Genomic DNA, 14274 nt, shown 5'->3' on the forward strand with positions numbered 1-14274 from the left:
TTTATCGCTGCCAGATAGGTGAACTGTAGGGGGATTCGGCACGCCCCCACTTCGGAGTGATTTGGTTTTTTGTGAGCATTGGGGTGCCCCTCCTGATAGCTTAATGCGATCATTTACGGAGGTTAGGGGGGAGAGTATGGAAAGAAATATAAAACTGATGTTTGGTGCGCTGAAAAATTTTTGGTTTTTTTCGAGTGCATTTATTTTGGCGGCATTTATCTGCGCAATTTTTATTTATAGATCAAAGTTTAATGGGGCATTGTCTGACCAGTCAGCAGACTGGTCAAATTTTGGTAGTTTTATGGGCGGGATGTTCGGTCCACTCATTTCCTTTATTACTTTACTCGCCGTACTAAAAACTGTGTATCTCCAGCGCGAGTTAATGCGAGATCAAAGAAATCAGTTCTCTATAATGAACAAACTGCAAGAAGCTACATTCGATGCCCAGTCGGAGCAACTTAAATGTGCTGCAGTAGATGCTGAGAGGATGAAGGTAGCTGATTTGAAGAGGACTCTTTTGAGTTTCCTTAATCAACGTATCGAATCGGAAACTCGAGGTCTTGAAACGTTCAAGGCCATAATAGAGCAGATTTGTCGGCAAGATTCTGAAATTACGACGCTACAAGATTTTAGTCTTTCACATGCTATTAATTCAACTGATGTGTTAAGTAGAAAGATTGACGCGCTCTTGAATCTTGGAAGTGAAATTGTCACTGAGGATTTCAACACGGAAGAAACTCTTAGGGGGCATTTTAAATTGAAATTCATAGAGGTTCAGCAGGGTCATCGTTTGTCTACTGAGATCATTGGATAATCACGCACAGTATCTAAGATTAGCCTGCTGAGCCTCCCCGAACGTGTTTATCGTTCCGGTATCTTCACAAAATTTTGTCGATCTGCTCCAAGTAAGTTCTGTTTGTAATGGGAAATACTCTATGCCGCGTGTGGCGCCGGAAGGTAGGGGTGGGTTACCTCCAGCGCTGAAAGTCAGTGCAGCGGACGATCACGATCTGAGTGTCCCGGGCCAGCACCGGCATGGTGCTGAAAGGCAGGTGACTGCAATTGCGGTGGGCATGGGTGCAGGTGCGACACATGCCGCCTTTTGGTTGATAGGTCATCGCCGCGGCCCCTTGTAGCAGTACACGTAGGCGAGCCAGGCGAGGGCGATCATGGGGTCATCCGCTTGAATTCGACGACCCAGACCCAGGGGTTGGCGTTCCAGTCGCCGCCGGTTGACTGCCAGAGCCCAGCGAACCCATGGATAACCGCCTCCTTGCACTGGTGTCGACTCGGTGAAGTTTCCAGGAACTGCTGACACATCGCGGCATCAACACCTTCGGCTTCTGCCTGGTCACCGCTGATGTCCTGCAACCGCTCGACGCGGACGTCGGTGATCTCCAGCAGGATGCGGCTGGAGTGCCTGTGCATGTGGATGCTCGGCTTCCACTTCACTGGGTATACCTGGCCCTCTGCTGACTTGCAGTAAATAGCGTCAGGGTTGGTTGCGCGATAGACGATGTGCTCGCCGGTACCGCCGCCGTAGTTACGAACTTGCAGGCCCCATGTCTCGCGCACCCACAGCCGGTCGCCGCGCCGACCATACGGGCAAGGCGCGTACTCTTCCAGCTCCTTGGCGCACTCTTGTTCGGTCGATCCAAATACGCAGAAGCCATAGCGCGGGTCTCGCTGACCTATTGCGCTCCAGCGCTGACGATCGCCAACGGGAATGGCCGTGTCCTCGGTAGGGATCTGGAAGCCTTTCACTGCCCGGCGCGTTACCGTCTTCCGGCCTTCCAGGATGGCGCGCACCATCCGTGCCGAGAACAGGATGGGGCGTTCTTTGATTGCGGCCATGGATTCACTCCGTGCCCATCAGATAAGTGGGCTCAGTTGCTTCTGCCAGCCAGTCGCGGAGACAGCCGCATTCGGCGTGCGGCGGATCCTCATCAGTCCACTGCCGGTCGAGCATGGTTTCGCTGGTCAACTCGACGTCCCAGTCTGCGTAGTCGGCAGGGTCATCGCCGTTCATCTCTGCCAGCACACGCCGGGCTTCGTCTTCGCTGGTTGCCGCTACCCAGTCTTGATCGCCGACGCTGTAGCAGCGCAGATCGGGGCGCGCGGGTTGGGCACCGTTCAGTTCGAACTCAGCGCTTTGGTTTTCTGTGGCCATGACTTCGTCCTTGCCGCTATAGCGGCTGACTTTGAAGGGGGAGGGAGTTACTGCGGGTGGTGTAAAAATCTGGTCACGATTAATTGGCTCCGTAATAGCAAAGAGAACTTTTCTCTTGCTTTTCGGGGAGTAATAAAAATGGAAAATCTCATACCTTTCATTGACTTCGCAACGGATTTGATGTTGATGCTGGAGGCTTTGATTAAAGTGGTAATTGGAATTCGCGATCTGCTCAAGCAGCCTTCCAAAGTGCCTCAATTACCCGCTGACCTGCCAGCGGCGGTACCGCATTGCCGGCCATGTGCATGGTCAGTCGGTGGTTGTCCGGGCGTAGTGTGTCCGCCGGGAAGGATTGCGCGGCAAGGGCCTCGCCGGCACTGAGCATCCTCATGCGGTCACCGTCGACCAAGGCCCAACGATCCAGCGTGGTGATGGTGCCGATCGGGCGGTTGATGTCGCGCCCCGTAAGGCCTGAGCCCTTGCCGTAGTAGGGCATGATGAATCGCTCGCCGAAGCTTTGGCGGCCATTGCGCACTCGATCCAGAGTGGCCTGGGCGCGGCCCGGCTTCTCGATCTGTGACCAGCGGCCGGCGTCGAAGTTGAGGAAGCTGGCTGCTGGCACATGCTGACGCCGGTGCAGCTCGAGCATCAGCGGCGCCTTGCTGCGGGTCAGGACCAAGAATAATCGCACCCGATGTTGCGGAACCCCCAAGTCGGCGCAGTCCACGACGTGCGGTGCGACCTGATAGCCCAGCGCCTGGACTGCTGCGACCCAGGCCGGGTACAGCGCCCAGTCGGTGAACTCTTCGACGTTCTCCACCAGCCCAGCCTCCGGACGGTGAAACTCTAGCGCCGACACCACCGCCCAGGCAGTCGAGCGTGATGAGTCGTGCTGCGGGTTGCCGGACTTCTTACCGCGGGCTTTCGAGTGTCCCTGGCAGCATGGGGAAGCCAGCAGCAGGTCGTGCGCTGGGACCGTCTCCCATTGCGCCTGGTGTAAGTCCTGGCAGACGTGCTGTGTTTCCGGGTGGTTGGCGCTATGCCACTCAACCGCAACCGGCCAATGGTTAGCGGCCCAGAGAACGTCAATGCCGGCATTGCGGGCACCGGTACAGCAGTCGCCAGGGTGGTGGGAAAGATGTTGCTCACCGCCGAGGGCGCGACCGGTGATCCCCAGTTGCGCTTTGTGCAGGCCATGAACGCCAAGGCAGCGCAGATAGGCATGACTGGCAGCCATTTTATGAATCCGTCCGGGCTTCATAACTCGTTGATGCATACGACAGCGCGTGACATCGCTCGCCTAGGCGTCGCCGCTTTGGGCTATCCCGCGATGTTGGATGCTTGGGGAAAACCGAACTACTTGATGAACGTGGCAGGCCCCAACGCTCGCCCGTTCACCATCATCAGCTCAATAACCATGCTGACCAACGGGGACTATGACGTGTTAGGTGGAAAGACCGGCACGCTGGGAGGCTTTGGATACAACCTGCTGCTTTACACCTCGGCTCCTAATGGCAATAGGTTGGTCTCAGTGGTGATTCAGGCGCCTACGGACGCGGCGCGCTACAGCGACATGAGGGCGCTGCTTGAGTCGATCCGTATCGGGCATCAATGGCCGCTGTTGTTTCCGATGGCGATGAAATGACCCGTTCGCTCCGAAGTGGCGGCAATGGGCAGCCTGGAATGAATGTGGGGTTAGCACGATGAATCGTATTTCAGCGTTTACAGCACTTTGTACACCCGCAGAGCTGTTCCGTCAGCGTCGATACAATCCGGTTGTTCACTCCATCCAGTACGTGATTTTCGAGGTGCAGGAGTATGAGCCCGGTACCGGAAACACGGGGCCATCCGCGCCGTTCAACGGTTTGGCCTCCTAATTCAAGTAAGCAACAGCCCGCCATTGAGCGGGCTTTTTTTCGCCTGGAGATAAGCAATGGCAAGACTTTCAGAGAGCCGGGCAGGGAGCCGCAACGCGCTCGCCTTCCTTGATATGTTGGCTTGGGCAGAGGGCACCGGCACGTCACCGGCCACGGCCATGGATGGCTACGACGTGATCGTCACCGGCATCGACCGGAAGCCGGAGGTGTTCAAGGACTTCAGCGATCATCCCTTCGCCAAGGGTCGGAAGTCCAAGGTCATCAACAGCAAGGGGCTGACCTCGAACGCCTCCGGCCGCTACCAGCAGATGCTCAAGGACTGGCCGCATTACCGGGCGCTGCTCAAGCTGCCCGACTTCAGTCCGATCAGCCAGGATCTGCTGGCCCTGCAGCACGTCCGCGAATGTCGGGCGCTGCCGGACGTGCATGCGGGTCGAATCGAAACCGCCATCAAGAAGTGCCGGAACATTTGGGCCAGCTTGCCCGGGGCAGGGTATGGCCAGCGCGAGCACCGCCTCGAGGACTTGATCAAGCAGTTCCGCATGGCAGGCGGGACGCTGTCCTAGGGAGGTGGCAATGAAGTCATTTACCGCCCCGCTGGATATCCGCTACGACGCTCAAGCCAGCAAGATCCTCGGTGCGGATCACTGGCGGGTGGTCACGCCATTTCGCTACTACCTGGGCAACAAGTACAGCGAGCAGTGGGTCACCGTGCCGGCGGGTTATCTCACCGACGGGGCTAGCGTGCCGCAGTTGGTGTGGAACCTGATCCCGCCCTGGGGGAGCTACGGCCAGGCTGCCGTTGTGCACGACCTGCTGTGCGAATACCTGGCCATCGTGGTCGCCGGCGAGCTGGTGAGCATCACGCGTGAGCGCTGCGATGAGATTTTCTGCGAGTCCATGGGCGTGCTTGGAGTGCCAGAATGGAAGCGCTGGGCGATCTATCAGGGGGTTAGCCTGTACAGGAAGTTGGCTCGCGTGGAAAAGCCTTCAACCATCCCGTTGAAGCGAGAGCTCGAGGCTGCCTGGCTGCCTATTTGAAGTGAAAAAGAGCGGCCGGAGTGGATGCGTCAACATCCAGTTCGGCCACCGTCCCCGCAGATTGTCCCTGCAAGTCCAGCCAAGGCTCCTGCTCTGTGCACAAAGCGGAGCGAGCCTAAAGCCTGTTTATTTATACAGTAAAGGTCTTGCTATCCATGTCTACACCCATCATCCCTTGGATGGGCGGCAAACGCCGCCTGGCCGATCGTCTCATTCCCCTGTTTCCTCATGAATGCTACGTCGAAGTTTTTGCTGGCGGCGCTGCGCTGTACTTTATGCGCCCCCAAGCCGCACCCGTCGAAGTCCTCAATGACATCAACGGCGACCTGGTGACGCTGTACCGCGTGGTGCAGAACCACCTTGAAGAGTTCGTGCGCCAATTCAAATGGGCGCTCAGCTCGCGCCAGGTGTTCGAGTGGCAGAAGATGACCCGCGTCGAAACCCTCACCGACATCCAGCGTGCCGCCCGATTCTTCTACCTGCAGCACCACGCCTTCGCCGGCAAGGTCTCCGGGCAGACCTTTGGTACCGCCACCACCGCACCTGCCATCAACCTGCTGCGGATCGAGGAGAATCTTTCGGCTGCGTGGCAACGCCTGTCCGGTACCTACGTCGAAAACCTGCCCTGGCTGGAATGCGCCGAGCGCTACGATCGAGCGCATACCTTCCATTATATGGACCCGCCTTACTGGCAGACCGCAGGGTATGGCGTCGACTTTCCGTTTGAAAACTACGAACGCATGGCCGACTTCATGCGCCGTTGCAAGGGTCGGGTGATGGTCAGCATCAACGACCACCCGGACATTCGCCGGGTGTTTGAGGGCTTTCATTTTGAGGCGCTGGATATTCGTTACACCACGACTAATCAGCGGCAGGGTAAAGCTCAGGTCAGTGGAGAATTGGTGTTCATGAACTGGGAGCCAGCGGCGTTGGGAGGACTATTTTGAGATGACAGACTAGGGTAAGCGTTCCGAGACAACACATTGCAAATCCCAGCATTCCGGTGGTAGGTGCCGACTGCTTAAGCGGTCGAGTTCACCGGTAATGCTGGACTCACTATGCGCCAACGAATTTCTTGAATTTGTTAGGCTTTTACATACACCCATGCCGTCAACCCGGAGACAAGCCCCACTGCAACACGCTTGTAGTCGGAAACCTCGTAGGCATCCGCTGCACGTAGCTCTTGTGGGGTGATCTGGAAGACCATGCCTGAAACAGTTTCCTCAGGGTTTGCACTAGGGATGACAATCGGATGGTGTGTTTTCCCGCTAGTGGCAAGCACCTCTGGATCAGTAATTTCAACGTAGGACTCTTTGTAGCCGGCCATGTGATCAGGCTGCCCAACTAGCTCTCGGCCAAAGTTGGCTACCTGAACGGCCTTGTCCTGCAAGGTACCATAAGAAAACAGCAAAACTTTAAAATCCTGATGCAACGTCATATTCCTTCCTTTAAGTTATCCATCACAAAGGCAAAACATTAGCTTGGTTAGGAAGCTAAATCCGGCGCCCAGCAGTGCGGCAGAAGCAGGCTTATATCAGTCGCACGATGTGTTGGCAAACGAGTCAGAACGTCCTTCAGATACGCATACGGATCATGCCCATTCATGCGAGCTGACTTGATCAAACTCATGATCGCCGCCGCTCGCTTGCCGCTGCGCAGCGACCCGACAAACAACCAGTTTGAACGCCCAAGTGCCCAAGGTCGGATCTGATTTTCCACCTGATTATTGTCGATGGGCAAAGTCCCACCGTCCAGGTGGCGCGTTAGCGCTACCCAGCGTTTCAGGCTGTAATCTAGGGCTTTGGCCGTGGCCGATCCGTTGGGCACCAAGTCGCGCTGGGCCAACATCCAGTCATGCAGCGTATTGATTAGGTGAGTTCGCCGGACGCTTACAGACTAGGTCGCCTGCTGTCCGTCGTGACTGGCAGAAATCGGCCAAAAGCTGCCGTTCATAGGCGGCCGCTTTCGACCCAAAGCTGCCCCTCCCGGAGGGAAGCAGCCGGCCAAAAGCGGGCATGCCCCTTGCGCATTTGCCCTTGTAAAACGTCATTGCATTGCCTCCATTGCAGCGTCAAAACCTCAGCTCGAACCCCAGCGCTTCAGAGCCCTGCCCATTGCCCTTAAAGCTTTACTGATATCTCAGATAATCATCGTGCCGTCAGCATCTTAAGTGGGTGAACCATTGGCCGAGCTCGGCAAGAATGGCGATCTGCATGTGCCCTTGCAAACGCTAGGCGTCACTCCGGTGCTTGCCCGAACCGTCGTGGTCACGCATCCGTGCCAGTCAGGCTGTCATCTGGTGGCAAGCGATCCACCCGTAATGCATCAACGACCAGCGAAAATGCCTGGGAAGGTTGCCGGCGGCTGGGGTAGTAAAGGTGAAATCCGCCAAAAGGCTCACACCAGTCTTCCAGCACTCGAACCAGACGGCCTTGAGCCAGTTGTAAGGCAAACTCGTCCTCGGGCAGGTAAGCGATGCCCAGCCCGCTGGCCGCTGCATCGGCAATATGGGTCGTGGAGTTGAATACCAATTGGCCGGCTACCCGCACTTTCAGCTTCTTGCCCTGACGCTCGAATTCCCAGGCGTCCATGCCGTCATAAGTAGGGAAACGTATGTCGATGCAGCGATGCGCTGCCAGGTCGCGAGGGTGTTCAGGGGCGGGGTTTTGGGCGAAATAGCTTGGCGCTGCCACGACCGCCATTCGTATAGCCGGGCCGATGGGCACGGCAATCATGTCTTGGGCCACCGTGTCGCTGAAGCGCACGCCGGCATCGAAGCGGTCGGCAACGATATCGCGAAAGCCATAGTTGATATCAAATTCCAGCTTGATATCCGGGTACATCTGCAGCAGTGGCGTGAGCTTGGGTAGCAGCGTGGTCTTGATGATGTTGTCACCGCAGGTGATCCGCACCGTGCCGGCCGGCTTGTCGCGCAGCTCGGTCAAGGCTTCCACTTCGGCCTCGATTTCATCGAAGCGATGGCCCACCGCTTCCAGCAGCCGCTCACCTGCTGTGGTCAGAGAAACGCTGCGCGTGGTGCGGGTAAGCAGGCGAATTTTTAGACGTGCCTCCAGGGCCGAAACCACCTGGCTCACTGCCGATTGGGTCACCCCCAGTTGCACCGCCGCGCGGGTAAAGCTGCCCACGCGCGCCACGGTGACAAAGGCCAGAAGATCGTTGAAGTTTTGTTTAGCCATCGCGATAGCACTCGGGCGATTGATTAGGCTTTCTTATATCCGCATTAAGCATTCATTAGCTAATCAAAATCCGGTTAGTCAGCAACAATAGCTGCAATCCCAGCCCCTGAGTGAAGAGGGTGCGAGCTGGGCACTAACGGCCAACGTCGTCGTTAGCTTTCCCCTGATAAGGACGCCCCATGAAAAAACTTCTCGTAATGCTCGGTTTTTTGCTCAGTTCATTTACCGCGTCAGGAGCCGATATGTCCAACGGTGCAGACAACTTCTTCAAAAGTGACAAGGTGACCGTGCAAAAGGTCAGCTTCAAAAATCAGTACCAGCTCAATGTGGTGGCTAATCTCTTCATTCCAAAAGGTCTTGCCAACGCTGCCCGCAGCCCGGCCATTATCGTTGGCCACCCCATGGGCGCGGTAAAGGAGCAAAGCTCCAACCTGTATGCGCAAAAACTCGCGGAACAGGGTTTCGTTACCCTGGCGCTGGATTTGTCGTTCTGGGGCGAAAGCGAAGGCAGCCCACGCAATGCAGTGCTGCCGGACATGTACGCCGAGGACTTCAGCGCCGCCGTGGATTATCTCGGAACTCGGCCCTTTATCGACCGTCAGCGCATCGGTGTTCTGGGTATCTGTGGCAGCGGTAGCTTTGTGATCAGCGCGGCCAAGATCGACCCGCGCATGAAAGCCATCGCCACTGTCAGCATGTACGACATGGGCGCCGCCAACCGCAACGGTCTCAAGTATTCGCAAACCCTTGAGCAGCGCAAGCAGGTCATCGCAGCGGCGGCCGAGCAGCGTTATGTGGAGTTCACGGGCGGCAAGATCGAATACACCGGCGGCACTGTGCAGGAGCTCAATACCGATACCCACCCCATTCAGCGCGAGTTCTATGACTTCTACCGCACCCCGCGTGGCGAATTCACCCCAACAAGCTCCTCGCCGCAACAGACCACCCGCCCGACGCTGAGCAGCAACACCAAGTTCATGAATTTCTACCCATTCGTAGATATCGAGAGTATTTCGCCCCGCCCGATGCTGTTTGTCGCAGGTGAAAACGCCCACTCCCGCGAGTTCAGCGAAGAGGCGTTCCGCCTGGCGGGTGAACCTAAAGAGTTGGTCATTGTGCCTAACGCCGGCCATGTCGATCTGTATGACCGGGTGAACCTGATCCCTTTCGCCAAGCTGACCCAGTTCTTCCAAACCCACCTTAAGTAACCGGCAATTACCACAGAGGCTATTCGATCTACGATGAACAACACTTGCGCTGACACCCAATTGGGCGCTACCTCCGCCAGTGAAACAGGCACGCGTGCCAGTAGCTGGGGCGGCGTTTATGCGATGACATTGTGCGTGTTCGCGCTGATCGCATCGGAGTTTATGCCCGTCAGCCTGCTGACGCCGTTGGCAGACGACCTGCAGGTGAGCCAGGGCTTGGCAGGCCAGGGGCTAGCCATCTCCGGCGCGTTTGCAGTGTTGGCCAGCCTATCCATCAGTTGGATCGCCGGCAGCGTCAACAGAAAGACCCTGCTGTTAGCGCTGACCGGTTTGATGGCAGTGTCGGGCGCCGTTGTGGCACTTGCCCCGAACTACCTGACCTACATGGTCGGGCGCGCCCTGATTGGCATGGTGATCGGCGGCTTCTGGTCGATGTCGGCAGCCACCGCGATGCGCTTGGTTCCGGCCAGGCAGGTGCCCAGGGCGTTGGCGGTTTTCAACGGCGGCAACGCCCTGGCAACGGTGGTGGCGGCGCCGCTGGGCAGTTATCTGGGATCGGTCGTAGGTTGGCGTGGCGCATTTCTCTGTCTGGTTCCGGTGGCGCTGATCGCCCTGGTCTGGCAATGGATCAGCCTGCCAAGTATGCCAACGCAGGAGCGCTCACCGGGTGCGGGTAATGTTTTCAAGCTGCTGAAAAATCGTACGGTGGCGCTGGGAATGGCTGCCAGCGGCCTGTTTTTTATGGGCCAGTTTGCGCTGTTCACTTACCTGCGCCCGTTTCTGGAAACAGTCACCTTGGTCAACGTACCGACGCTTTCCTTGTTGCTATTGGCGCTCGGCGTGGCTGGCTTTTTTGGCACGACGATGATCGGCGCAGTGCTGAGACGCAGCCTCTACGGCACCCTGAGTACGATTTCACTGCTGATGGCCGTGATTGCTTTGACGCTGATTCCTGCTGGCGCTGGGGTTATCGCCGTGGGGGTGTTGCTGGGGCTCTGGGGGTTTATCGCAACGGCAGCGCCAGTGGGCTGGTGGAGTTGGATCGCGCACACCTTGCCACACCACGCCGAGGCGGGCGGTGGACTGATGGTGGCAACCGTGCAGTTGTCCATAGCATTGGGCTCCACCGTGGGCGGCGTACTGTTTGACACTCTCGGCTACCAGAGCACTTTCATCGCCAGCGCAGCGCTGCTGATGCTGGCCGCCTTGTTGACGTTTCTAACCTCCCGTTCGCCGGTGTCGCACAACCGGTGACCATCCATTCGACGGAGCAAGGCCATGCATACGCGCAGTCTCGGCACCGATTACTCCCCAGGCTGGAAGGGCTTCTGGTTGGCGGCATTGATGCCATTTGCCCTATCGACTTTACCCCTCGCCGCCGCGACGGCTATCGCAGGCCCGTCAACAGGCATGGAGAACACCACGATGTGGATGACCGTCGGCCAACAGCGCTTCGCCATATCCCTAGAACATAACCCGACCACTCGGGAGCTTGTCGCCCGATTGCCGCTCAGCCTGGACATGACTGAGCTGCACAACAACGAAAAGTACGCCACCTTAGATCATCCACTCCCCACCCAAGCCTACCGGCCCGGAACCATCCACAACGGCGATTTGCTTTTGTACGGCACCGACACCTTGGTGGTCTTTTATCAAACCTTTACTTCGTCCTACTCCTATTCCCGTCTCGGCCGCATCGACAAGCCGGCAGGTCTCGCCAAGGCCCTGGGTCGCGACGATGTACGTGTGACATTTTCCGTTGATTAGGGTTGCCATGGTCAGCGCGACCTGCACTTCTCAAGCGCTGCACACCAGCCCCCACTAAAACGTGACACCGGCGTTTTCCATGACGCCCATACACTCAACCTCACCCCTAGCCGCACTGGCGCTGCTCTCTGCCACGTACTTCGCGCCAGTTGTCGCGGCAGAGCAGAACCCGCACAGCCAGCAAATCACTCGTGCGGGAGAGCAGGCCTCGGTGACGGGGCCTGCCGAATATTTCACTGGCCGCGTAAGGGTCGACCCCTTGACGGCTGCAACGGCCGAAATCAGCACCTCAACGCTCTACGTCACCTTTGAGCCTGGTGCGCGTTCGGCCTGGCACACGCACCCTGCTGGACAATATCTGGTGGCGACAGCGGGAGTTGGCGAACGTCTGCTTCTGGCCGATAGCTGCCTGTCAGCAGGGTTTACATTGGGTCTCGTTAGGGTTTCCTGATGCCACCGAAAAATCGTAGCTGGATCAACCTCGATCTTGAGTGATCCTTGAATATTTACATCGCGGCTTCTTTCTGGAAGCGTATTTCAGATGATAGTTCTTTCGTGTCGTAAGACTCGGCGCGGGCTAATCCTAACTAACTCCAGCGACCCCCCCAGCATTCTTGGTCGTTTAGTCTGAAGTCCCAACTGGGCTGGAGCCTCCAGGCACGGAACTACAATACCGTCATTGCTTACACCGTCGATACGCCCTTGACCCAGGTCAGCGCCGACCGCCTCGAAAACCGTTAGGTTATTGACGCTGATAACTGGAGTCTAACCGCATGAAAAGTTGGCATTGCGTCGTGAGTATACTGCTGATCACTACGCTCACCATTTTGCTCGAAATTCCTTCTGATACATGGATGACCTCGGCCACCCTCAGCTTGGTGCTGGGTGCCGCGGCATTGGCCAACATGGCAGTGTCATGCCTGCTGGCCGCTCGTTGGCACCTCATCGAGCGACTGTTCGGCGGGCTGGATCGGGTGTATGAAACGCACAAATGGCTGGGAATCTGGGCGTTGATCTTCGCCAGCTACCACCTGGTGTTCAAAGCCAATCTGGACGCCTGGAACAGTGCCGCGATTATGGAGTTTTCCAAGTACTGGACTCGCATGGTGCGCCAACTTAGCTATGTAGCACTGGGTATGATCGTGTTGCTGGCCCTGAACCGAAACATTCCCTACAGCGTCTGGCGCTGGTGGCACAAACTCTCTGGCCCGCTGTTCCTGATCGTCATTGCCCATTGGCTGAGCTTCAAGTCACCGATTACCCTGAACAGCCCCTCTGGCATCTGGTTGGCCGTACTCTGTGGCTTGGGGGTCATTGCTGCCCTGTACAAGCTGGTGCTTTACCCCTTCATCGCCACTGCGGGCGAGTACAAGGTTGCTGCAGTGTCCACCGCCAAAGGCTCCCTACACCTGGAGCTGGCACCGGTCCATCGCGGCTTTCCGTTCAAGGCCGGGCAATTCGCGTTCCTGGCAATGAAGGAAAAGGGTTTGCGTGAGCCGCACCCGTTTACGATCGCCAGTGCCCATAAAGACAACGGCCACATCCACTTCGTGATCCGCGCCTTGGGCGACTATACCCAAGCGCTGCGCAAACAGGTCAAGGTCGGCATGCTAGCCGATATCTATGCCCCTTACGGGCACTTCAAGCGCCTGCCCGATGCCCAGCGGGAGATCTGGATTGGTGGCGGGGTGGGCATTTCGCCATTCGTTTCCTGGTTGCAGGACAAAGCTGCCAAGCGCTTCGACAATGTCACGCTGGTTTACTGCTTCAACCCCTCGCGCGCGTTCCCCAGTGTCGAGCAAATGAAGACGATGGCTGAAGAGCGCAGCGCCGAGTTCGTCGGCCATGACAGCAGTGCCGACAAACTGGCCGAAACCTTGCGCAATGTTTCTGGTGAAACCGATCCAGGGAAAATCCAGATCAGCTTCTGCGGCCCCAAAGGGCTGCTGGCTCAGGTCAAGGAGCTGATGCGCGAACACCGAATTCCAGAGCGCAATCTGCGTTATGAGTTCTTCGAGTTCCGCTAGTTGAAAGGCTGAATGCTGCCCTAGCCAGTCAGTCCGGAACGTGAAGGCCTGCTGCACCCAGTCCATCATTGGTTAGATGAGGGTTGCGACACTGGTCAGTTGAGCCCTGAAAAGGGTAGTGCTCATACGTTGTCAGTCCGGTGTCATAAGCAGGGCGAGCGTCAGCTTGATGAACTCCTCGTTGCGATCGATCGTGTCCAGGGCTCCGCGGACGTTTTCGGCGACGTCTGCCGAGCCGCGAGCCTCCACCCAATTCGAAAGCTCCATGATGGCCGCCTCGAGGGCGAGCTGGTTTTCATTGATTTTGAACAGCAGGGAAGGGAGTAGGTCAGAATTTGGCATCGCGAATCCTCCGTGGAGTTTTCAGCGTAGCAGCCGGCAACGTAAGTATTTGGTCGGGTTTTGCTCTAGTCCAATGCATCGGAGCTACCCTTAATAGGGAAAGAGTCAAAACTCCCTGACTCTAAGGACGCAAGTCATGATTTCCTTTCTGGAGCTTCGCCACCTCATTGAGTGTGGGTTTCTGCCTTTATCCTGCAGCTGCACCGTAAATCCCGATGAGCATTCGCTGACGATCAAGGTAACCGATCCTGCATCCGGCCGGGTCGATCTGATGGTCACCGCGGTTTCAACAAGTGATCTGACATCCGGCCGAGAGATCGCGAAGCTGGTGCAGGAGCTGCGTAGCGAGATGCCCATCGGAAAGTTTCGTTCGTGTGATTTTTTTGGGTTGTGTACGTTCGGCAGAACGCCGGAGGAGGGTTGAAACGGTGTTAGTTATGGAACGCTTCCACAATAGTTATGGAACGCATTGCTGGAACGGCTAATAAAGCCAAACCCCAGAAACGACAAAGCCCTGAAAAATCAGGGCTTTGTCGTATAAATGTGGCGGAAGCGTAGAGATTCGAACTCTAGGATAGTTGCCCATCGACGGTTTTCAAGACCGTTGCCTTAAACCACTCGGCCACGCTTCCAAACTGCTTTGCG

17 protein-coding genes, 1 tRNA gene and 2 pseudogenes are annotated in these 14274 nt (G+C 57.0%); 11 read left to right on the forward strand and 9 right to left on the reverse strand.

Annotated elements, in window-relative coordinates:
• Positions 1-136: 136 nt before the first annotated feature.
• The gene (locus QMK50_RS23630) at positions 137-814 is read left to right on the forward strand and encodes a hypothetical protein (protein WP_320334095.1); all 678 of its coding nucleotides are present in this window, start codon (positions 137-139) and stop codon (positions 812-814) included.
• A gap of 154 nt (positions 815-968) precedes the next feature.
• Here QMK50_RS23630 and QMK50_RS23635 read toward each other — a convergent pair whose 3' ends face one another.
• Genes QMK50_RS23635 through QMK50_RS23650 form a run of 4 tightly spaced genes read right to left on the reverse strand, consistent with a single transcriptional unit; the run spans position 969 to position 3407 of the window.
• The gene (locus tag QMK50_RS23635) at positions 969-1118 is read right to left on the reverse strand and encodes a hypothetical protein (RefSeq protein WP_320334096.1); all 150 of its coding nucleotides are present in this window, start codon (positions 1116-1118) and stop codon (positions 969-971) included.
• A gap of 49 nt (positions 1119-1167) precedes the next feature.
• Complete coding sequence (locus tag QMK50_RS23640) at positions 1168-1854, reverse strand: hypothetical protein (protein ID WP_320334097.1); 687 nt, start codon at positions 1852-1854, stop codon at positions 1168-1170.
• 4 nt (positions 1855-1858) lie between these two features.
• Entirely contained in the window at positions 1859-2428 is a 570-nt protein-coding gene (locus tag QMK50_RS23645) for a hypothetical protein (protein ID WP_320334098.1), read from the reverse strand.
• Complete coding sequence (locus QMK50_RS23650) at positions 2403-3407, reverse strand: DNA cytosine methyltransferase (RefSeq protein WP_320334099.1); 1005 nt, start codon at positions 3405-3407, stop codon at positions 2403-2405. Before QMK50_RS23650 ends, QMK50_RS23645 begins: the two co-directional genes overlap by 26 nt.
• Here QMK50_RS23650 and QMK50_RS23655 point away from each other — a divergent pair.
• The 4 genes from QMK50_RS23655 (at position 3393) to QMK50_RS23670 (ending at position 6035) form a co-directional block, all read left to right on the forward strand.
• Positions 3393-3815: a hypothetical protein gene (locus tag QMK50_RS23655; RefSeq protein ID WP_320334100.1), complete on the forward strand. Its 423-nt coding sequence runs from the start codon at positions 3393-3395 to the stop codon at positions 3813-3815. The genes QMK50_RS23650 and QMK50_RS23655 overlap by 15 nt on opposite strands.
• A 288-nt stretch (positions 3816-4103) precedes the next feature.
• Positions 4104-4613: a glycoside hydrolase family 104 protein gene (locus tag QMK50_RS23660; protein ID WP_320334101.1), complete on the forward strand. Its 510-nt coding sequence runs from the start codon at positions 4104-4106 to the stop codon at positions 4611-4613.
• A gap of 10 nt (positions 4614-4623) precedes the next feature.
• Complete coding sequence (locus QMK50_RS23665) at positions 4624-5088, forward strand: DUF1353 domain-containing protein (protein WP_320334102.1); 465 nt, start codon at positions 4624-4626, stop codon at positions 5086-5088.
• A gap of 155 nt (positions 5089-5243) precedes the next feature.
• Positions 5244-6035 (forward strand): DNA adenine methylase, encoded by a 792-nt coding sequence (locus QMK50_RS23670; protein ID WP_320334103.1) that lies wholly within the window; start codon positions 5244-5246, stop codon positions 6033-6035.
• A gap of 137 nt (positions 6036-6172) precedes the next feature.
• Here QMK50_RS23670 and QMK50_RS23675 read toward each other — a convergent pair whose 3' ends face one another.
• From QMK50_RS23675 to QMK50_RS23685, 3 genes and pseudogenes are all read right to left on the reverse strand, one after another.
• Positions 6173-6526, reverse strand: a complete 354-nt coding sequence (locus QMK50_RS23675) for a gamma-glutamylcyclotransferase family protein (RefSeq protein WP_198849503.1) — start codon at positions 6524-6526, stop codon at positions 6173-6175.
• Between the two features lie 47 nt (positions 6527-6573).
• Positions 6574-6960: pseudogene (locus tag QMK50_RS23680) on the reverse strand (IS66 family transposase); the annotation flags it as partial.
• Positions 6961-7355: 395 nt separating this feature from the next.
• Positions 7356-8285, reverse strand: coding sequence for a LysR family transcriptional regulator (locus tag QMK50_RS23685; protein WP_320334104.1), 930 nt, complete (start codon positions 8283-8285; stop codon positions 7356-7358).
• A 179-nt stretch (positions 8286-8464) separates the two neighbouring features.
• On the opposite strand from QMK50_RS23685, the gene QMK50_RS23690 reads away from it, so the two are divergent.
• The 5 genes and pseudogenes from QMK50_RS23690 to QMK50_RS23710 all read left to right on the forward strand — a co-directional run bounded on the left by QMK50_RS23690 (position 8465) and on the right by QMK50_RS23710 (position 13287).
• Entirely contained in the window at positions 8465-9493 is a 1029-nt protein-coding gene (locus tag QMK50_RS23690; protein ID WP_320334105.1) for an alpha/beta hydrolase, read from the forward strand.
• Between the two features lie 33 nt (positions 9494-9526).
• Positions 9527-10747 (forward strand): MFS transporter, encoded by a 1221-nt coding sequence (locus QMK50_RS23695; RefSeq protein WP_413787307.1) that lies wholly within the window; start codon positions 9527-9529, stop codon positions 10745-10747.
• Between the two features lie 24 nt (positions 10748-10771).
• Positions 10772-11260 (forward strand): cyclophilin-like fold protein, encoded by a 489-nt coding sequence (locus QMK50_RS23700; RefSeq protein WP_320334106.1) that lies wholly within the window; start codon positions 10772-10774, stop codon positions 11258-11260.
• A 79-nt stretch (positions 11261-11339) separates the two neighbouring features.
• Positions 11340-11642: pseudogene (locus tag QMK50_RS23705) on the forward strand (carboxymuconolactone decarboxylase); the annotation flags it as partial.
• A gap of 391 nt (positions 11643-12033) precedes the next feature.
• A complete protein-coding gene (locus QMK50_RS23710) occupies positions 12034-13287 on the forward strand; it encodes a ferredoxin reductase family protein (protein WP_320334107.1) in 1254 nt (417 codons plus the stop codon).
• A 132-nt stretch (positions 13288-13419) separates the two neighbouring features.
• On the opposite strand, the gene QMK50_RS23715 is transcribed toward QMK50_RS23710, so the two are convergent.
• A complete protein-coding gene (locus tag QMK50_RS23715) occupies positions 13420-13629 on the reverse strand; it encodes a hypothetical protein (RefSeq protein WP_320334108.1) in 210 nt (69 codons plus the stop codon).
• A 136-nt stretch (positions 13630-13765) separates the two neighbouring features.
• Here QMK50_RS23715 and QMK50_RS23720 point away from each other — a divergent pair, with 136 nt between their 5' ends.
• Positions 13766-14053 carry a DUF1652 domain-containing protein gene (locus QMK50_RS23720; RefSeq protein ID WP_320334109.1) on the forward strand — a complete coding sequence of 96 codons (288 nt, stop codon included), beginning with the start codon at positions 13766-13768 and terminating at the stop codon, positions 14051-14053.
• Between the two features lie 120 nt (positions 14054-14173).
• Here QMK50_RS23720 and QMK50_RS23725 read toward each other — a convergent pair.
• Positions 14174-14261: transfer RNA gene (locus tag QMK50_RS23725), tRNA-Ser, on the reverse strand.
• Between the last annotated feature and the right edge of the window lie 13 nt (positions 14262-14274).

It is taken from the genome of Pseudomonas sp. P5_152, assembly GCF_033989915.1.
Taxonomy (GTDB): Bacteria; Pseudomonadota; Gammaproteobacteria; order Pseudomonadales; family Pseudomonadaceae; genus Aquipseudomonas.